The sequence below is a fragment of the Micromonospora sp. NPDC047762 genome (genome assembly GCF_043204655.1).
Lineage (GTDB): Bacteria > Actinomycetota > Actinomycetes > Mycobacteriales > Micromonosporaceae > Micromonospora.
Window position 1 is genome coordinate 86,537 of the sequence record NZ_JBIDCQ010000007.1, and the last position, 18,077, is coordinate 104,613.

General features: G+C 70.7%; 16 protein-coding genes. 4 read left to right on the forward strand and 12 right to left on the reverse strand.

Annotated elements, in window-relative coordinates:
* Positions 1–266: 266 nt before the first annotated feature.
* The 9 genes from ACGF3C_RS21835 to ACGF3C_RS21875 all read right to left on the reverse strand — a co-directional run bounded on the left by ACGF3C_RS21835 (position 267) and on the right by ACGF3C_RS21875 (position 9,727).
* Positions 267–653: a hypothetical protein gene (locus tag ACGF3C_RS21835; RefSeq protein ID WP_357229203.1), complete on the reverse strand. Its 387-nt coding sequence runs from the start codon at positions 651–653 to the stop codon at positions 267–269.
* A 227-nt stretch (positions 654–880) separates the two neighbouring features.
* The gene (locus ACGF3C_RS21840; protein WP_393224647.1) at positions 881–1,462 is read right to left on the reverse strand and encodes a hypothetical protein; all 582 of its coding nucleotides are present in this window, start codon (positions 1,460–1,462) and stop codon (positions 881–883) included.
* 213 nt (positions 1,463–1,675) lie between these two features.
* Entirely contained in the window at positions 1,676–2,500 is an 825-nt protein-coding gene (gene iolB, locus ACGF3C_RS21845) for a 5-deoxy-glucuronate isomerase (RefSeq protein ID WP_357235336.1), read from the reverse strand.
* Positions 2,501–2,545: 45 nt separating this feature from the next.
* A complete protein-coding gene (locus tag ACGF3C_RS21850; protein WP_393224651.1) occupies positions 2,546–3,733 on the reverse strand; it encodes a glycoside hydrolase family 88 protein in 1,188 nt (395 codons plus the stop codon).
* 84 nt (positions 3,734–3,817) lie between these two features.
* Positions 3,818–4,495, reverse strand: coding sequence for a hypothetical protein (locus ACGF3C_RS21855; RefSeq protein ID WP_357228302.1), 678 nt, complete (start codon positions 4,493–4,495; stop codon positions 3,818–3,820).
* 5 nt (positions 4,496–4,500) lie between these two features.
* Positions 4,501–5,397, reverse strand: a complete 897-nt coding sequence (locus tag ACGF3C_RS21860) for a carbohydrate ABC transporter permease (RefSeq protein WP_393224654.1) — start codon at positions 5,395–5,397, stop codon at positions 4,501–4,503.
* Positions 5,397–6,260, reverse strand: a complete 864-nt coding sequence (locus tag ACGF3C_RS21865; protein ID WP_357228205.1) for a sugar ABC transporter permease — start codon at positions 6,258–6,260, stop codon at positions 5,397–5,399. The genes ACGF3C_RS21860 and ACGF3C_RS21865 overlap by 1 nt, the downstream gene beginning before the upstream one ends.
* Positions 6,261–6,376: 116 nt before the next feature.
* Complete coding sequence (locus ACGF3C_RS21870) at positions 6,377–7,681, reverse strand: extracellular solute-binding protein (RefSeq protein ID WP_357228208.1); 1,305 nt, start codon at positions 7,679–7,681, stop codon at positions 6,377–6,379.
* A gap of 42 nt (positions 7,682–7,723) precedes the next feature.
* Positions 7,724–9,727, reverse strand: a complete 2,004-nt coding sequence (locus tag ACGF3C_RS21875; RefSeq protein WP_357228211.1) for a DUF2264 domain-containing protein — start codon at positions 9,725–9,727, stop codon at positions 7,724–7,726.
* A 241-nt stretch (positions 9,728–9,968) separates the two neighbouring features.
* Between ACGF3C_RS21875 and ACGF3C_RS21880 the strand changes: the two genes are divergently transcribed.
* The 4 genes from ACGF3C_RS21880 to ACGF3C_RS21895 all read left to right on the forward strand — a co-directional run bounded on the left by ACGF3C_RS21880 (position 9,969) and on the right by ACGF3C_RS21895 (position 14,349).
* The gene (locus ACGF3C_RS21880; RefSeq protein WP_393224659.1) at positions 9,969–10,382 is read left to right on the forward strand and encodes a hypothetical protein; all 414 of its coding nucleotides are present in this window, start codon (positions 9,969–9,971) and stop codon (positions 10,380–10,382) included.
* Positions 10,379–11,518: a substrate-binding domain-containing protein gene (locus ACGF3C_RS21885; protein WP_357228217.1), complete on the forward strand. Its 1,140-nt coding sequence runs from the start codon at positions 10,379–10,381 to the stop codon at positions 11,516–11,518. The genes ACGF3C_RS21880 and ACGF3C_RS21885 overlap by 4 nt, the downstream gene beginning before the upstream one ends.
* 1,521 nt (positions 11,519–13,039) lie before the next feature.
* Positions 13,040–13,645 (forward strand): response regulator transcription factor, encoded by a 606-nt coding sequence (locus ACGF3C_RS21890; protein WP_393224662.1) that lies wholly within the window; start codon positions 13,040–13,042, stop codon positions 13,643–13,645.
* Positions 13,646–13,764: 119 nt separating this feature from the next.
* Positions 13,765–14,349 (forward strand): response regulator transcription factor, encoded by a 585-nt coding sequence (locus ACGF3C_RS21895; protein ID WP_357228223.1) that lies wholly within the window; start codon positions 13,765–13,767, stop codon positions 14,347–14,349.
* Between the two features lie 29 nt (positions 14,350–14,378).
* Here the strand turns inward: ACGF3C_RS21895 and ACGF3C_RS21900 are convergent, their stop codons facing one another.
* From ACGF3C_RS21900 to ACGF3C_RS21910, 3 genes are all read right to left on the reverse strand, one after another.
* Entirely contained in the window at positions 14,379–16,157 is a 1,779-nt protein-coding gene (locus ACGF3C_RS21900) for an ABC transporter ATP-binding protein (RefSeq protein WP_357228225.1), read from the reverse strand.
* Positions 16,154–17,881, reverse strand: a complete 1,728-nt coding sequence (locus tag ACGF3C_RS21905) for an ABC transporter ATP-binding protein (protein ID WP_393224666.1) — start codon at positions 17,879–17,881, stop codon at positions 16,154–16,156. Before ACGF3C_RS21905 ends, ACGF3C_RS21900 begins: the two co-directional genes overlap by 4 nt.
* Positions 17,882–17,953: 72 nt before the next feature.
* Positions 17,954–18,073 carry a SapB/AmfS family lanthipeptide gene (locus tag ACGF3C_RS21910; protein WP_013734295.1) on the reverse strand — a complete coding sequence of 40 codons (120 nt, stop codon included), beginning with the start codon at positions 18,071–18,073 and terminating at the stop codon, positions 17,954–17,956.
* Positions 18,074–18,077 lie beyond the last annotated feature (4 nt).

Genomic DNA, 18,077 nt, shown 5'->3' on the forward strand with positions numbered 1-18,077 from the left:
TCCTGAGCGAGTTCACGCACCACGGGCTCTCGTCCCGGCTGAGCGGCAAGCGGGTCGACCGCGTCCACCATCCGCTCGACCCGGTCCTCGTCGCCGCGCCCTGGGTGCTGGCCGCGGGGGTCGCCTACCTGGCCCTCCGCCGGGTCGCCGGCCGCACAAGGAACGAAGCCGGCCTCCGCGGTGGAGCCGCGCCGAGACACTTCCCCTGGCGGCACCGAACATCGAACGGCCTCGCTTCAACCCACCTGCGCGCCACTAGTGGAGGATCAGCAGGGGGTCAGCTGCCACGTCACCTTCGTCACGTTGACCGGTATATACAGGTTTCCCCCGGTCCCGCCGGCAGGAGCGCAGTTCTTGAAGGGAATCGACGAGCCGAAAGTGAACCCGGATATCACGGCGTCGCGGCCTGTGCCGTTGTAGAAGTTGAACCCCTGGATGCTGCCGGTCCACTCGCTGTTGGTCGTCAGAGACGGCGTCTCCACGGGACCCTGCGGCGGGTGATTCCAGTTGGGCCAGATGCAGAGCATGCCCTGCGGGCAGTTCCCGGAGCCCCAGTTTTGTATCGACACTCCGGGTGCTGCCGCCGAGGCGGCGGGGGCGGTGGCCAGCACGCCTGCGACGGACGCGGCGATGGCGATGGATTTCAACAGCACGGTTCACCTGGTTTCATAGACGCCGGTAGATGCGGAATTTAAACTACCGGCGGAAAATTGACAGGTCAAGCACCTGAAACGACGTAGTCCGGGCGGGTCACTCGGAAGCTGGCGTCCATCACTGCCCACGGGAGAGCCGACCGCGTTCTCACCCGACGGCGCCACTCGTCTGAGGTCAGGGCGGTCCGGGAGGCGCGGACCGCCCTGAATGTGAAGCAGTACCGGGCTCAGCCCTTCTCGCCCGCCTCGGGTCGAGTCGCGAAGTCGTCATCGGTGGCCCTTGTACGGGGGTGCCCGGCCGACCTCAGGACATCGGGATCGGGAAGTTGGCGCGTCTGTCGTTTCAGTGACGCCCAGGCATACCGCTGCCACCAGGGCCTACGCAACGTGTGCCGATAGGCTTTCCGGGCCAGCCATTCGAAGTAGATCCACTGATCTGGAGCGTTCTGGCGCGTGCGCAGGTCGGCGATCATCGGCGACAGGATGACGAAGAGCCGCACGCACCAGCTCGACCAGAAGTCGAGGAACGCCCTGCGGTCAGCGTAGGAATTGCGGAGCAGGAAGCCGACTTGGGAGATCTGGATGCCCACGGCAGTCGCCGCCGCACGCTCCTCCTCCGACCACTGTGCGTACTCCTTGTTCCCCAGTCCATAGACAACGTCCCGCAGCGCCACATTCTCGGCCGACCAGTGATTCATCATCACGGCGGACAGAATGCCGCCGCGTGAGACGGACCGGCCGACCAACAACTGAACACACGAGATCAATGCGGCAACTATCGCCACCACGGCCGAAATCTGTGCGGTCATGGCGCCCTCCCGCTGACCTTCAGGAACGCGATCCTGTGGTCCTCGACGCAACTGCCCTGATCATCCATCTTCGACGATTTCGTCAAGTGCCCGACCCGCAGCGGCCCTCCACGGTTCGACCTGCACGGGACCGCGGTAGTCCTCCCGATCAGGTCCGAGCGTCCGGCCACTCCCCGGTCGACGGCGACGTTGCGATGGGTCCCACTGATGTCACTACAGGCCCAGGCCCCGCAGGGTCGGTACGGTCTGGCCCACCCAGGCGAGGTCGGCGTCCTCGCGAGCGCCCTGGGTGCGTTGCGTGCCGGCCAGGAACCACAGGAAATAGGTGGTGTAGCCGGGTGCGCTGACCACGGTGTGGTACCCCTCGGGCATCATCTGCATCACATGGTCACGGATGGTGACGTTCTCCTCGTACCCGTCGTCGGTGTAGACCCGGCTGATGCCGAAGCCGTTCGCCGGGTTGACGCGGTAGTAGTACATCTCCTCGTGTGCGGCCTCGGCGGGCAGGTCGTCGACCTTGTGCCGGTGCGGCGGGTAGGTGCTCCAGTTCCCCGAGGGCGTGTAGGTCTCGCCGACGATGAGCCGGCGGGCGGGCAGGTCCGGCTGGGAGATCTCGGTGAGGATCTGGTGGTAGGTACGGCCAAAGTTGGCAGCTCCCCAGCGGCCGCTCACGACCTGCTCCGGTGCGATGACGTAGGGGTCGGTGGCCAGTTCGCTGGGTGCGCTGGGCAGGGCTATCTCCACGGTGGTAACCGCCTCGACGGTCACCGAGGAATCGGCCGGGATGTAGACCGAGTGCGGCCTGCCGGAGAAGACGTCCGGACGCTGACCGACGTGCGGGAAGTGGCGGCCGGCGACGGTGAAGCTGGCCGTGCCACCGAGGACGACGGCCAGGATCTCCCGGTCACCCGACTCGCCGGTCCAGGACTCGCCGGCCGACAGCCGCAGCAGGGTGAAGTCCAGCAGTCGGCAGGGATTGAAGGGCAGCGTGTTCCGGCCGTCGACGGCCGGAATGGAGCAGTGGTAGCGGTAGTCCATGGTCACCTTTCGGGATGCGGGGCGGAGCGGGTCGGTGCGTGGTGGTCACCAGGGGCTGGTCCAGCCCGGAATGGTGGCGCGGGCGAGGGCTTCCAGGTAGAAGTAGTCGCCCCACAGGGTTCCCTCGTCGACGCCGACGCTCTTGGGTTTGTCGTAGACGCCGTGCAGGATCAGCGCGTTCGAGGCCGGATGACCACCGGTGGAGTAGTGGGCGATGAGCGAGCGCAGGATCTCGGCGGCGGCTTTCCGGTACCGGTCGGCGCTGGCCGTGTCGTCGCCAAGGCCGTCTGCCAGTTCGACCAGGCCGCAGGCGGCGATGGCCGCGGCCGAGCTGTCCCGCTCCTGGCCGCTGCCGTCGCCGAACTCCAGATCCCAGTACGCGACGTGGTCGTCGGGCAGGTCGGCGAGGAAGCGGTCGGCGCAGGTCCTCGCGGCGGCGAGCAGCGCTGGGTCGCCGATGTGCCGGTGGTTGAGGCTGAACCCGTAGATGCCCCATGCCTGCCCGCGCGCCCAGCAGGAGTGGTCGGCGTGGCCCTGTTCGGTTTCGCCGCGCAGCGGCGCGCCGCTGGCCGGGTCCCAGTAGAAGGTGTGGAAGGTAGTGCCGTCCGGACGCAGGATGTGCTGGCGCAGCTGAGCGGTGTGCCGGCGGGCCGCTGCGGCGTAGCGGTCGTCGCCGGTGGTCCGGCTGGCCCAGAAGAGCAGCGGCGTGTTCATGAGGCTGTCGATGATCGTGCGCCCGCGTTGGCGGGGGTCGTTCAGGTCACCCCAGGCCTGGATGATTCCGGCGGGTTCGAGGACGCGCGTCATCAGGTGGTCGGCGGCGGCGAGGGCCGCGTCTCGGGCCTGCGGGTCACCAGTACGGCGGGCCGGGGTGACGCAGGCGAGGGTGTAGAGGAACCCGAGGTCGTGGGTGTCCAGGTCGATGCTGTGGGTCATCCGGGCCGCGAAGCTGTCCACGTGGGAGAGCGCTGCGCGCAGGTGGCGCTCGTCGCCGGTCAGATCATGTGCCAGCCAGAGCATGCCGGGCCAGAAGCTGGTGGTCCAGCCGACGTTGGCGCCCTCGGGCTGGCCTCCGCTCGGTGGCCGGAGCGGGTAGCGGTTGGCGTCGGTGGTGTCCGCGGGATACCGGTCGCCGAAGGTCGCGATGTTCGCATCGACGGTCAGTATCGCGGCTGTCACCGCGGCCGCCGTGGATTCTGCGTCGGAGTGGGGACGGACGTCGGTCGCCGTCATGGATGCTGTTCTCCCTCGTGGGTCCGGTCCGGTGCAGGGCAGGTGTGTCGTCGGGGTCCCGGCTCGGTGGCCGGAACCGGGTGTTCAGGTGCTCTGGGGTGCGGTGGTCAGTGGGTCGAGGACGGCGCGCACGGTGAAGCGGCTGTTGGCCCAGACGACGTACAGCAGTGGCGCCGCGGCGAGGCCGAGCGCGATCGCGGGGCGGGCCGTCAGGATCTGGGCGAGCAGCATGAGGACGAGCAGAGACACGGCGGTGAGGTACCACCGGCGCACCGCCAGGTACACGCAGGCGCGGGCCACCTCACGCAACCGCGCGGTGGGTCGCTCGGAGAGGGTCACCAAGCCGAGCAGAGTTGTCGCGACGGTGAGGACGATCAGGGTCGCCAGCACCGGCAGGGCGAGTGCCCCGACCCGGTGGCCCCACGCGGCGCGGGCGTCGACGGCGAGCACCACCAGGGCAGCCATGGCTGCCGCCGTCCAGAGCATCGCGGGCCGGGCGGTGGTTCGCCAGGCGCGGTAGTAGGTGCGCAGCACGCCGCCGGTGTCGCCAGCCGAGTAGGCGGACATGACCGCAAAGACCGCACAGAGCCCCGGCGCGCAGAGCGGGGTGGTCAGCGCGTAGAGCGGCCAGGAGCGCTCGGCCTCGGTGGTGAACGCGAGCGTCACCAGTGGCAGGCACCCGAGCACCAGCAGCAGGTTGGTGACGAGCGCGACGTAGAAGCCGTCGAAGACGGCAATGATGGTGTTGTGGCGCGAACGCATGGACCTCAACCCTTCAGTCCGGTCGAGGCGATGCCCTCGATGAAGTAGCGCTGGCCGAGCAGGAAGATGGCAGCGACGGGCAGCACGGACAGCACCGAGCCCGTCATGATCAGCGCGTACTCGGCGTTGTACTGGGAAACGAAGGTGTTCAGCCCCAACTGGATGGTGCGCAGCTCCGGGCTGCGCAGGTAGACAAGCGGGCCGAGGTAGTCGTTCCAGGTGGTCACGAACGTCAGCAGGGCCAGGCTGGCCAGCGCCGGCCGGGACAACGGCAGCATGATCCGTCGGTAGATGCCGAACTCGCTGAGCCCGTCAACCCGAGCTGCTTCGCTGAGCTCCTCGGGAATCGTCTCGTAGAACTGCTTCATCAGGAACACGCCGAACGCGCCGAACGCCTGCAGCGCGACGATCGACCACAGGGTGTTCGACAGCTGCAGCTTCGACATGAGGATGAACTGCGGAATCATGTACGACTGCCAGGGCACCGCGATCGTCCCGACGTACGCCAGGAAGAGCGCGTTGCGGCCGGGAAAGCGGACCCGGGCGAACCCGTAGGCGGCGAAGCTGCCGGTCACCACCTGTAGGAGGCTGACAACCACCGACAGCAGCAGCGTGTTCCCCAACCACGTCGTCATGTCCGAGCGCTGCCAGATGTCGAGGTAGTTTCGCCACACCACGGGATCGGGGAGCCAGGTGATCGGGATGGTGAAGACGTCACTGTTGGTCTTCAACGACGCCACCACCATCCAGTAGAAGGGCAGCAGCAGCCCGGCCGCCGCGAGCACGAGGGCGGCGTAGCCGACGAGTCGCCAGCCCCGGGACCGGACCGGTCGGCCGGGCGCGCTGCGGTTGCCGGGCGCGGCGAGGACCGGGTTGGGCAGGGAGAGGTCGGTCGCGGTCATCAGCTGTTCCTCCGCTTGTTGACCATGAACTGGATGACCGTGATGCTGAAGCAGATGGCGAACAGGACGACGGAGACCGCCGAGGCGTAGCCGAACTGGTTCTCCTCGAAGCCCTTCTGGTAGATGTACTGCGAGAGCACCAGTGTCGACTGGCCCGGGCCACCACCGGTCATCACGAGGATGAGGTCGAAGACCTTGAAGCTTTCGATGGTGAGCAGCACTGTGACGAAGAAGGTGGTGTGTCGTAACCCGGGGAGGGTCACGTGCACGAACCGCTGCCACGGTGTGGCGCCGTCGGTCTCGGCCGCCTCGTAGAGCTGGGCCGGGATGGTCTGCAGGCCGGCCAGGAACAGCAGCATGTAGTAACCCATGTACCGCCAGGTGCCGACAATGATGACCGCCGGCATCGACCAGGTCGACGACGTGGTCCAGCCCGGCGCATCGTCCACCCCGACTGCACCGAGGAGAGCGTTGATCGGGCCGTACTCCGGGCTGAACAGCTGGTTCCAGACGATCGCGATCGCCACGATCGAGGTGATGTAGGGGAAGAAGGCGACGGTGCGGAAGAACCGTACGCCGCGCAGTTTGCGGTTGAGCAGCAGCGCCAGCCCGAGTGACGCCGCGAGGGTCAGCGGGATGTGGAAGACGGTGTAGTAGACGGTGTTGCGCAAAGCGGTCCAGAAGCTTGCGTCGCCCCACATTCGCCGGAAGTTGGCGGTGCCGGTCCACTCGGCCACCCCGAAGACGTTCCAGTCGGTGAAGGCCACATAGAACAGCACGACGACGGGTAGCAGGGTGAGCACTGCGAAACCGGCGAAGTTGGGCAGGATGAACGACCAGCCGGCGACCGTGTCGCGCGACACCAGCCGCCGGCTCCTGGGTCTCGTGCGCGGCAATGTTGCCATAGGAAGTCTCCGGAAGCGTTCGGCATGATGGCGGGACCGGCGTGCGGTTCAGGCGCGCCGGGACCGCCATCAGCTCACTGGTTGAGGACCTCGTTCTTGGCGCGGGCCTGCGCCTTGCTCAACTCCGCGTCGACGCCCTTGCTGTCCGAGAGGATCGCCGAGTGCGTCTCGTTGAGGAGGTTCTGCAGGCCCGCGGTGTGCTTCGACACCGGGTTCTCCGGCTTGATGGTGTGCTTGGCGTAGGCGAACTTCGACAGGTCGTCCTGCGGCACGCCGTCCAGCCCGAACAGCGTCGCGGTAACCGCGTCGGTGACCTGGGCCGGGGTGATGCCGATCCCGGCCAGCGCCTTAGCGGCATCCGGGCCGGCCGCGTACTGGACGAAGGCCTTGGCCGCGGCGGTCCTGGACTTGCTGATCTTCGGGTTGATCCCCAAGCCGGTCGGGTCGCCGAAGGTCACTGGTGTGGCGGAGGTGCCGGTGGTGGACTTGTCGAACTGCGGCGCCGGGGCGAGCCCCCACTGGAACTTGTCGGCGTCACCGCTCTGTCGCTGGTTGAGCAGCGTGGCCACGTACCAGGTGCCCATAAGCAGCATCGCCGACTGCTGCTTGCCGAACTGCGCCTGGTAGGTCAGTTTGTTGGTCTTCGCGGTGCCGAAGGTCGGCTGCGCGCCGGCCGCCTGCAGGTCCAGTGACCGCTCGTAGTACGGCTTCAGGTAGCCGTAGTCCCCGGAGAGCAGGTCCGCGTTGGGGGTCTGGGCGAGCGCGAATCCCTGCACTGTCGACTGGAAGGTGTGCTGGTACGCGCCGGTCGCGTTCGAACCGGCCCCCTTCAACCCGGTGTGCAGTCGCTTCGTCGCGTCGGTGTAGTCGTCCCAGGTCCAACTGCCGTCCGGCGGCGCCACCTTCGCCTTCGCGAACAGGTCCTTGTTGTAGAACAACACCCACGAGTCCTGCCGGTACGGCACCGCGTACGCCTTGCCATTCACCTGGTAGGACGCGAGCGCCGGGGTCGAGCCGAGACCGGAGGTGGCGTCGGAGACGTCGAGCAGCTGACCACCGCTCTGGTACGTGTAGAAGTTCTTGAGGTTCTTCATGACGTAGACGTCCGGGGCGGTGCCGGCAGCCAGGTCCGTGATCATCTGGGTGTCGTAGTCGTTGCCTGGGGCGTACTCCTTGAGCTCCACCGTCACGTTCGGGTGGGTCGCCTTGAAGCCGTCGGCGAGCGTCTTGAACTCGGGCGTGGACGACAGGGTCCAGCCGGCCAGGGTGATGGTCACCGGGGCATTGGGGTCGACTGACTCGTCTGCGCCGCCGCAACCGGCGAGCACAAGCGTCAGGGCCGTCGCAGCGCTGATGACGGCAGGTATCGCACGCTTCATCCCTTTCTCCTTAGGTCAAGGGGCCCGGACGGGCCCGCACTGCTACCAGGACGCCCGGGTGGGCCTGGCATTCTCCGTGTCCAGACGGGTCGACGTGCTGATTCCGTCGGGCCAGTCGACCGCCAGGTGGAGGCCGCGGCCGCCCTCGTCGACCACGGCCTGGCACGCCTGCCGGGCCGGGGCAACCGGCACCCTGGACAGCTCGGTGAAGGTGGCGGCCCATGCGCTCGGCCGGACGGGGTGGTCGAGCCATGGCACGAGCAGCCCGCCGGCCAGGGGTCCGCCGTGCGGAGCGGCGGTGACGCCGGCCGTACCGCCGCCGTGAATGCTGTCGAGCCGGCTGGTCAGGCCGGCTCCGGTCACGACCGCCACACCGCCGGCGGCGGTGGCCGTCGCATCCCCGGCGATGGCCCAGCCCCCGATCCGGAGCCTCAGGGCAGCCGCCTCGACGCCGTCGACGAGGCCGTCGACGCGGGTCAGACGTAGTTCCCAGGGGCCGCGGACCAGCGAATACACAGTGAGGTGCCCGGCCGGTCGGGACCGGCCCGCACGGCCGCCGCCGTGATCGCGCTGACCCGGATCCGGGTCGACCCAGTGGGCGAGGGCACGTGACCCGGCCACGCCCACGCCGTCGGTGTCGACGTGAACGCTCAGCAGACGCATGCCGGTGCGGTGGGTGACCCGGCCCGCGTCGTCGACGAGAGTGACGGACTGGTCGACCGGACTGGCCCAGCCGCTGTCGTCGAGGACCGGGGTGGTCGCGGTGGAGTAGCCCAGTCGGGCGTAGAGCGGTGAGTCTGAGACGGTGGCACCCTCGACGGCGTGGTCGGTGCCGTGGTTGACGACGCGGACGATGCCGTCGGCACGGGTGCCAGAGATCAGCCAGCCTGGCGCGTGTATCGCCCGCACCGCGTCCCGCTCCTCCACCGGCAACGGCTCCTCGGGAGTCGCCCAGACCGGATGGTCGGCGGGTAGCGCGATACCGAGCAGGCCCTTGCTGGCCCAGTACGGCGAGCCCGGCCCGGAGTACGACTGCGCCAGTCGCGGCCACGGCCCGTGCCAGCCGAGGGTGAGCAGGCCTCGTTCGTCCGGGGCTCCATTAGCGACGAAGTGACGCACGATGCGGGTGGCCGCGCCGCGCAACCGGCCGAGGCTGACCGAGGGCACGCCGGCGATGGCGCCAACCCAGAACGGCGCCGCCGCGGCGAAGCGGTAGGTCAGACTCCGCCCCTGGATCAACGGTGATCCGTCGGCGCCCACGAGCGCGACCGCGTCGCTCAGGAAGCGGTCGAGGCCGGCCAGGTCCCGTTCGCGGCGCTGCTCGGCCAGGTCCGCTGCGCCAGCCATCCGGGCCCACAGGGTCGGGTAGAGGTGCAGGGCCCAGCCCACGTAGTGGTCGTAGGCGCGGTCCGGCCCGTCGGACATCCAGCCTTCCCCGCGGACGAAGCCGTCATGGGTGGTCAGGTCCTCGTTCATCTCGTCGAGCGAGTGCGGCCCGCCCACCGAACGCAGAAACGTCTGTACGACCAGCCGGAACCAGACCCAGTTGATTCGTGGGTACGTGTCGTCGCCGACCGCCGGGCGCAGATAGTTCACCACCCGCTCGCGCACCACGGACGGCAGTCGGTCCCAGATCCACGGGCGGGTCATGTCCAGGACCAGCGCGATGGAGGCGGCCTCCACCTTCGCCTGGGGGTGCTCGTCCATGCGCACCCAACGGTCTGGAGCGCTCGGGTCGGTGCCAGCGGTGATGCCTGCCGTGTACCGGGCCACGAGCTCGTCCAGGCCCACTCCCCGGGCACCAGCGATGCGGAACCCAGCCAGCAGGAAGGTACGGGCGAAACCCTCCAGCCCGTCGACGGCCCGCCCGTAACCGCCCTCCGGCCCGGGGAAGGTGACCAGGGCGTGTCCGGGCGACGCGAACGGTCGGGTGGCGGCGAGCATCCGGTCGGCGAGGGCCAACCAGTCATCCCGGCTCCAGGTCGCGGCGGTAGCGACATCCGAGTCCGTCGACGGTGCCACCTGACCGGTCGTCTCGAACGTCATCCGTGGTCCTGTCGCATCGATCCGTCTCCGTCGACTGTGGCGAGCGGGGCGTTGCCCATGAATGTGACGTGCAGGCATCCGCAGGGTTTCCGAAGTAAAACGCTCACAAAGGAGCAAGTCAATGCCGTTCCCAAACCGATGTGAACACACCTGATCAGGAGAGCGCACAACGCTGCCGTGACACACCAAGTGCTCTGATACGATCACAATCGCTCATAGCCGCTCCACCGCCAGAGGAGTCATGACCGTCGCAGACCGCTCCGCAGACCCGCTGGCTGCGGCGTGGCGCGGTCACCGGAGGGAACCGTCGGCACGGGTGCTCGCATCGCCCGACAACGCCCGGGACCTCGACCCGGATCAGGCGACCACGCCGCCCCACATCCACCCGCTCGTCGCCGGCCAGGCACGGCTTGGCGACGGCCGCGCCGAGGCTGCCACGCTGGACGACGTCAGCCGGCCCACCCTCGGCCAGCAGCCAGGTTCAGCGCCGTGCGCCGCGACGACCCGGCGGAGCGCGACTCCTATGCTCTTCGACGGATGGGGAGATCACCCGATCCGGCTCGCGATCGACATCACCGCGTTCGGCCCGACCGGCGAGGTCGTCCGCACCAAAACGCTCTCGTCGCACGAAGCGCTCCTCGGAGGTCCCCCATGACCAAGGACAGCCCCGTCGTCACCACGGCGGAGTCCCCCCGAGGGCCGCTTCAGGTCGCCCGCCGCCAGCAACTGTTGGCAGCCCTGCAGCGCGACGGCTCGATGCGCATCTCTGACCTGTCCCACGTGCTTGGTGCCGCGCCGGTCACCATCCGGCGTGACATTGCGGAGCTCGCCGCCGAAGGGTTGGTTCGCCGGGTCCACGGTGGGGTCGCCCTGATCCTGCCGGACGCCGTCCCGGCAGCCGACGAGCCACCCGCCGCGGGCCTGGAGCCGCTGGTCGGGCGCGCCCTCGGCATGCTCGTGCCCTCCTTGGACTACTACTGGCCGGACGTGGCTCGCGGCGTCGAGGGGGCCGCCCGCGAGTTGGACATGCGCGTGGTTCTGCGCGGCTCCTCCTACGACAGCGAGGACGACCAGCCGCAACTGGCCCGCATGGTGGGGCGGATGGGCGTCGACGCGCTGATCATCGCGCCGAGCATGGACGCACCAACCGCCGAACGCACCATCGAGTGGCTCGACAAGGTCGGCGTCCCGGTCGTCCTGCTGGAACGCACCGCCAAGGTAGGCAGCCACCACGCTGTCATGGAGTCGGTGGTCACCGACCACGCGCTCGGTGCGGCCATGGCGGTGCGCCACCTCACCTCGCTCGGACACCGCAAGGTCGGCCTGGTGCTCGACGCCAACAGCCCCACCAGCCAGCACGTACGACGTGGCTGGCTCGACGCCGCCACCGAGTGCGGCCTCGACCCGGACGCGACTGTGGTGGCTGTGGTACCCGACGCACGCTCACCCGAGCGGGACTCCGTGCTCAACGGCATCCTCGACCAGTGCCAGGCGACCGGGACGACGGCGCTGCTGGTGCACGCCGACGCCGAGGCGATCGCGCTCGTGCAGCACTGCGAGGAGCGGCACCTGTCCGTTCCCGGCGACCTTTCCCTGGTGGCGTACGACGACGAGGTCGCCGGGCTCTTCAGCCCGCCGCTGACCGCGGTCCGACCGCCGCGACGCTCGATCGGACGAGCCGCCGTGCGTCTCGTCGCCGACCGGCTCGCCGACCCCGACCGTCCCACCCACCGGGTCGTCATCAGCCCGTCGCTAAGGATCCGGGAGTCGACCGCGCCGCCATCCGCGTAGGCGTTCCGGTCCCGATACATTCGACCAGGGACCAGCCGGGCGGTGAGCAGCCGGCCTCCACAGCAGACCTGGTGCGCCCGCATCCTGCCAAGTGCGCTCTCCCACCGGATGCGGTTACGTGAGCGCATCGCTACTATGGGTCAGCAGTCCAGAGGGAAGGGGTCGTGCCCGCGTGCGAAGTCCCGTCACCGAGACCGCGTCGGCGTCCGCGCCGGGCCGATCCGCGCCGCTCATGACCGGCCGGCTGCGCAGGCTCGCCCGGCCGCTGGTGCTGATCGCGGCCGCCGTCGGGGCCGGTTTCGTCGGGGCCGTCCTGTTCCAGGGCCCGGCCGCCGCCGACGGGATGCGCAGCGGGTCCACTGACGAGCCTCATCGGACGGTCGGCGCTCTGGTCGAGTCGGTCGCGCGGCTCACGGTCGCCGTGCCACTCAACCAGGGCCGCCACGTGGCCGCGGATGCCGACGACAGTCGCCGCGATGGGCTCCACGTCCCACTGCCAGGGCCTACCGATGACGCCGCCGCCTCCCGCGAGAAGCTACCCTCGACGGGGCCTCGACGGTTGACGGGTGCTTCGAGGCGCGACGCACCCGACGCGGCGGCGGAGCGCGAGAAGCTCCGGCCGACCTCCGTAGGTCGCACGGTTCATCGTCCAGCGCACCGTGTCGGACTGTCGCGGCCGGCCGCGGATCCACCACGGAAATCAGCCACCGCCGCGCCCAGGCCGCCTACGCTGCACGGACCAGGCGAGTCGCCGGCGGTGGGCCCGATCACCGCCGCCTTGCCGCACGTCGTCGACATCGTGGGCAGGGTGCCGATCCGGCCCGTCGTCATGACACTCCTCCGGGTCGCCGATGCCGTTCTACCGCCGGCTCTCGGCGAGGTGGTCGTCCCGTCGGTGACACCTGCACTGCCCGATCCCCCAGTGCTCGGGCCGGCTGGCGTCCCGGTGACCGAGCCGGCTCCCGTACCGACGGTGCCGACGCCACCGGCGGGTCCGGCGCCGGCCCCCGTACGCGTCGCAGCGCCACCGACGCCGGCCGCGCCACCGCCGATGTCCGTCGTCGACGCCGCGCGTGCCACGGTCCCGACGGGGCAGGTCGCCGCACGCCCGGGACCGGTGGCCCCGCAGGGTGTGTTCCCTGGGCAACCGCTCGCGCCCGCCGACCAGGATGTCGCTTGCGTCGACAATGGATCGACGCCCGGGCCGGGGTTGCCCCGGCCGCTCGACCGGCAGTCGCATGTCGGCGCCGGGCAACGCTGCGATCTCGCGCCGCTGCTGGTTGAGAGCCGAGCTCCGTCTGCGATCACCCGCCCCGGCTGAGGCGGGTCGATCGACCCCGGTGACTGGTCTGAGCGACTGGTTTCACCACTGGTCGGTCGATCAGTGTCCGTGCCCGTCCGCGGTGACGGTGCCGCGGGCCGATGCCTACCTGTCTGTAGCGCACGACCGCCCCGATCAACCCGTGGATGTTCCGGGATCGGTGGCCGTCGTGACGCGTACCGGAGATCGGAGAAGACGTGGTGATCCACGTTGTCGTCGCCGAGGACATGGGTTTGCTCCGCGGGGCGCTCTGCGCCGCGCTGTCACGTGAGGAGGACATGGAGGTGGTCGCCGACGTCGAGGGTGTCGGCGAACTGTTGACGGTGGTCCGGCGGTGCCGACCGCAGGTGGTGGTGCTGGCACTGACACCGGAGCTGCCCGACCCGGTGGAGGCGGTCGCCCGCATCGACGTCGAGGCGCCGCACGCCGCCGTGCTGGCGATGAGCCCACGGTGGAGCCCGGCGCTGGTGGAGGCGGCGCTGGCAGCCGGCGCGCGCGGCCTGGTCGGGAAGGACAGCTCGCTGGCCGAGTTGGTGCGCGCGATCCGCGCGCTCGCGGCCGGGGAGCGAGCGATCGACCCCGCCGCGGCGATCGCGGTGCTGAGCCCCCCGGAGATGCCGTTGACGCCTCGGGAGATGGACGTGCTGCGGATGGCGGCCGAGGGCCTGCCGCTGAAGGAGATCGCCGGCCGCCTCTATCTGGCACACGGGACGGTGCGCAATCACCTGTCGGTGATTCTGCGCAAGACCGGGGCTCGCAACCGGTTGGAGGCGGTGTCGCACGCGCGGCGTAACGGCTGGTTGTAGCCGTCGGGGGGTGGGTCCGGAGGCAACGTCCGGACCCACCTGTCGCCGTGCGACCCCACCGGATGCGTGTTTGAATGTTGACGTACCGTGATCATTGTCGGAGTGCGGGAAGGTTCATCGTGATCCGTACCCTGCTCGCCCTGGACGGCGCCCTGGTTCTGGGCGCGCTGTCGCTCGTCCTCGCCGCCGAGGACGACATTCGCGTCGTGGCGGAGGTGGATCGCGGCGACGAGGTCTCCGCGGCCGTCCGCGCGCAAAGCCCCGACGTGGTCGTGGCCGACCTCGACTTCGTCGAGGGAGTCGATCCCGACCGTCTCGGCCGGTGTCCCGTCCTGGTGCTGGCGCACCCGCAGCGAGCCCGACGGTTGCGAGGCATGTTGTGCCCGACCAGGGCGGTCGGCATCCTGCGCAGTGACGCCACCCCCGAGCGGGTCATCGACGGGATCCGCCGGCTCGCCCGCCGGGAGCCCGTGCTCGACGCGGATCTCGTGGTCGCCGCGCTGCACTCGGACGGCCCACTGACCAGCCGTGAGACGGAGGTGTTGAGGCTGACGGCCGCGGGTGCGCCGGTTGCGGAGGTGGCGGTCTCGCTCGGGCTCACCCGTGGCACCGTCCGCAACCATCTCGGTCGGATCGCCCGCAAGGTGGGCGCGCGTACCCGGGTGGAGGCCGTGCGGATGGCTGGCGAGGCGGGCTGGATCTGACCGGCGCCGTCGGCGCGGTCGTGCGGGTTTCAGCCCGCCGGCGCCGACGCCGCCGGGGACGGCACCGCCGGGTCGTCCCAGCAGCCGACGAGCACCCGGTAGGTGGCCGAGCGGGTCATCAACTGTTCGTGCGTCCCCGCCAGCGGCTCGTCGCCGTCGAGGACCAGCACCCGTCCGGCCCGCAACGCGGAACTGATCCGGTGCGCGATCACGACGAGGGTGCCGGGCCGCCGGGCGAAGGCAGCCTCGACCGTCGCTTCCAGCGCCGGGTCCAGGTGGCAGGTCGCCTCGTCGAGGACCACCAGCGGGGCGGGTGCCAGCCAGGCTCGGACCGCCGCGATGAGCTGCCGCTCGCCGGCGGAGAGCAGGGACGGCGCGACCGGCGCGTCCAGGCCGCCCAGGCGGGTCGCCAGGGGACGCGCGCCGAGCGTGTCGAGGGCGACCTCCAGCGTGTCGTCGTCGGCGTCCGGCCGGAGGTAGCGAATGTTGTCGGCGAGGCTTCCGGTGAAGACGTACGCCTCCTGGGGCACCAGCACTCGCATCCGGGCGAGGACGGCCGGCTCGATCTCGGCGACTCTCGTGCCGGCCAGGTGGACCGTGCCTGCCTGCGGCGGCACCAGCCCGGCCATCAGGGAGGCCAGTGTGGACTTGCCCGCACCGCTCGGGCCGACCACGGCGAGATGGTCCCGGTCGGCCAGTGTCAGCGAGAAGTTCCGCAGGACGGGCCGGGCGCGCGGGCCGTAGCCGAAGGTCAGCCCCCGCACCTCGACGGCTGCCGGACGATCGGCAGGAGCTGCGGGTGGTCGGCAGCGAGGCATCCGGGCGGTGGGGGCTGACGGGCGCGGGTCGTCGGAGACCGGACAGGTGCGCAGGATGTTCTCCAGGGTGACCGCGTAGCGCAGCCCGCCTCCGCCGAGACCCTGCACCAGGGTGTGCAGGGCGGGTTGCAGCCCGGTGGAGACGTAGATCAGCGCGCCCAGCACCGCGCCGGCGGTGAGACCACGCTCGACCAGCCACGGGGCGGTCACCATCAGCACCAGCAGTGGCAGCCAGCCGCCGATGCCGAGGCTGAGGCTGCGGATCGCCGCCATCCGGGCGAGCATGCGTTCGGCGGCGGCCTGCGCCGACACCCAGCGTTCCACCTCCGCCGACACGCGTGTCTGGGCGCCGCAGGCCAGCACATCACGGTGAGCGGCCAGGGCGGTCGCCGCGGACTGGCCGAGCTGTTCACCGGCCCGGACGTAGGCGCGCTGGTGCGTGACCATCGACGGCAGCGCGGCGAGGAACACGACCAGACCGGCGACCAGCGGGGCGAACGCCAGCGCCGCCACCACCGGCGCCAGCGCGAGGAGGCCGAGCAGGGCCGCGCCAGCGGAGAAGAGGAAGCCGCGGGTCACCATCAGCAGACCGGCGAAGGTGTCGCGGACGATCTCCATCTGGTGGGTCAGCCGGGTCACGGCGGCGCTGTCCGGGCGACCACCCGCTCTGGTGGCGTCGCGGAGCGCACCCCGGATCACCTGGGCGGCCACCTCGTCGCGGAACGGCTCGACCACCGCGCCGAGGCTCCGGTACGTCCGGCCGGTGGCCGCCGCGCCGACCAGCACCGCCACGGCGAGGACCCCCAACCAGGCCAGGCCGGTGAGGAGACGTCCGGCCAGAAAACCCTCGTCGACGGCACGGGCGACCAGATAGCCGGCGAGCAGCGCGGGCAGCGACTCGACAAGCGACCAGCCGCCGAGCCCGGCGAGTTCCCACCGACGGGCCCGCAGCGCCCGCCAGGTCACCCGGCGTACGCCGGGACGGCTCACGACCCACCGCCGGCCGGCTGGAAGACGGCACGGTAGTCCGGGTCGGCCCACAGTTGCCGGTGCGGTGCCAGACCGCGAAGCCGCCCGCCGTCCAGCCAGGCGACGAGGTCGGCCGCCGCGGCCGCTGCGGTCCGGTAGGTGACCACCAGTCGGGTACGCCCCCCGGCGTGCCCGAGAACCGCCTCGGTGATCCGGTGTTCGGTCGCGGTGTCGAGACTGGACATCGCATCGTCCAGGATGAGCAGCCGCTCGGCGGCGAACGCGCGGGCCAGGCCGATGCGTTGGGTCTCGCCCCCGGAGAGCGGTGTGTCCACCAGCGGCGTGCGGTAACCGCCGGGCAGACGCTCGATCACGTCGGCGACCGCCGCCATCCGGGCCGCCCGCAGAACCGCCGGGGTGGCCGGGCTGTCGTCGGCCGGCGGTTGCGCCGAGTCGACAGGCAGCGCCAGGCCGATCGCGTCGTGGACGGTCACGCCGATCAGCACCGGCCGGTCGAAGGCGTAGCCGACGGCCCGGCGCAGCGCCGCCGCGTCGAGGTCCCGCAGCGGCACCCCGTCGAGGCGCACCTCACCGCGGTCGGGGTCGTACAGGCGTCCCGCCACGGCAGCCAGTGTCGACTTGCCGGCACCGGACGCTCCGACGACGGCCACTGTCGCGCCGGCCGGCACGTCCAGGTCGACGCCGTCCAGGACGGGTCGCCCGTCGTCGGCGTGCACGCACACCCCACGCAGCCGCAGGGCACCGTCGCCGGGTGGAAGGGGCCGATCGCCCACCGACGTGGTGGGCTGTGTCAGCGGCTCGGCGACCCGATGTGCTCCCGCGCGGCTGCGGACCAGGTGGCTCAGGGTGGCGAGCACCGCACCGAGCCCGGCGCCCATGGCCGCGTACCGGACCGCGGCGACCAGTTCACCCGGTGTGAGCCAGCCTGCGGTCAGGGCGTACCCGCCGACCGCGATGACGCTCAGGTTCAGCAGCGGCGCCACGGCCGAGGTGCGCGCACTCGCCCGGGCCAGCAAACCCCAGGTACGTCGGCCGTGCCGGTCCAGCTCCGGCAGGGCCGCCAGCACCCGGTCCTCCTCGCGGCGGGTGGTGCCGGCGGCGGCGATGGTCCGGGCACCGGTCAGCGACTCCAACAGCCGTCCGGCGATGCTGCCGAGGACCCGTTGGTACCCGGCGGTCGCGGTCGAGGCGTCGGCCACGAAGGCGCGCATGAGGACGGCGAGCAGGCCGAGACCGACGAGCAGGGTGACTCCGAGGACTGGTTCCATGATGGCGAGCGCGACGACGCTGCCGAGCGGCGGAAGCACCGCCACGATGGCCAGGACCACCGCGTTGCCGGCTTGTCCCGCGTCGGCGGCCTGGCCGACCAGTCGGCCGACGAGGTCACCCACCGGGTACCGGCGGCTGGCGCGGACGTCCACGGCGAACAGGTGACGCAGGAGACGCCGGCGCAGCCCGGCGGTGGCGCGCGCCGCACCGAACCCGCTGGCCAGGTCCGTCAGGGTGTCGACGCAGATGAGGACGACGACAAGGGCGCCGGCGGACACCGCCCACCAGGCGGAGCCGCCGTCGAGGGCGGCGTCGACGGCGCGGCCGAGGAACGCGGGGAGCAACAGTTCGGCGGCCGCGCCGAGCAGCGCGACCGCCGCGAGTGCGGCCGTCCAGCCGCCGCCCGCCAGGACCGTCTGCCGCAGCAGCCTGTCCCCCGCGGCGAACGTCGGCATCGGTCCTCCCGTTGGTACACGGATGCCCTGGGTGGGCACGTCTACCCACCCAGGGCCCCACGTGTGCGTGGATCAGTTGCAGGTCGTGACGGAGAGCGAGCTGTCGCCGCAGAGCAGCAGGCTCGCCCGGCTACCGCCACCGGTACGGTCGGCCGGAGCCATCTCCAGGCCCTGGAGGTCCAGAAGTGCCATGTCG

Coding starts and splice junctions, on each gene's coding strand:
- ACGF3C_RS21840 (WP_393224647.1), bottom strand. CDS start 1,462: ATGACCGCACAGATTTCGGCCGTGGTGGCGATAGTTGCCGCATTGATC.
- iolB (WP_357235336.1), bottom strand. CDS start 2,500: ATGGACTACCGCTACCACTGCTCCATTCCGGCCGTCGACGGCCGGAAC.
- ACGF3C_RS21850 (WP_393224651.1), bottom strand. CDS start 3,733: ATGACGGCGACCGACGTCCGTCCCCACTCCGACGCAGAATCCACGGCG.
- ACGF3C_RS21855 (WP_357228302.1), bottom strand. CDS start 4,495: ATGCGTTCGCGCCACAACACCATCATTGCCGTCTTCGACGGCTTCTAC.
- ACGF3C_RS21860 (WP_393224654.1), bottom strand. CDS start 5,397: ATGACCGCGACCGACCTCTCCCTGCCCAACCCGGTCCTCGCCGCGCCC.
- ACGF3C_RS21870 (WP_357228208.1), bottom strand. CDS start 7,681: ATGAAGCGTGCGATACCTGCCGTCATCAGCGCTGCGACGGCCCTGACG.
- ACGF3C_RS21875 (WP_357228211.1), bottom strand. CDS start 9,727: ATGACGTTCGAGACGACCGGTCAGGTGGCACCGTCGACGGACTCGGAT.
- ACGF3C_RS21880 (WP_393224659.1), top strand. CDS start 9,969: ATGACCGTCGCAGACCGCTCCGCAGACCCGCTGGCTGCGGCGTGGCGC.
- ACGF3C_RS21885 (WP_357228217.1), top strand. CDS start 10,379: ATGACCAAGGACAGCCCCGTCGTCACCACGGCGGAGTCCCCCCGAGGG.
- ACGF3C_RS21905 (WP_393224666.1), bottom strand. CDS start 17,881: ATGCCGACGTTCGCCGCGGGGGACAGGCTGCTGCGGCAGACGGTCCTG.
- ACGF3C_RS21910 (WP_013734295.1), bottom strand. CDS start 18,073: ATGGCACTTCTGGACCTCCAGGGCCTGGAGATGGCTCCGGCCGACCGT.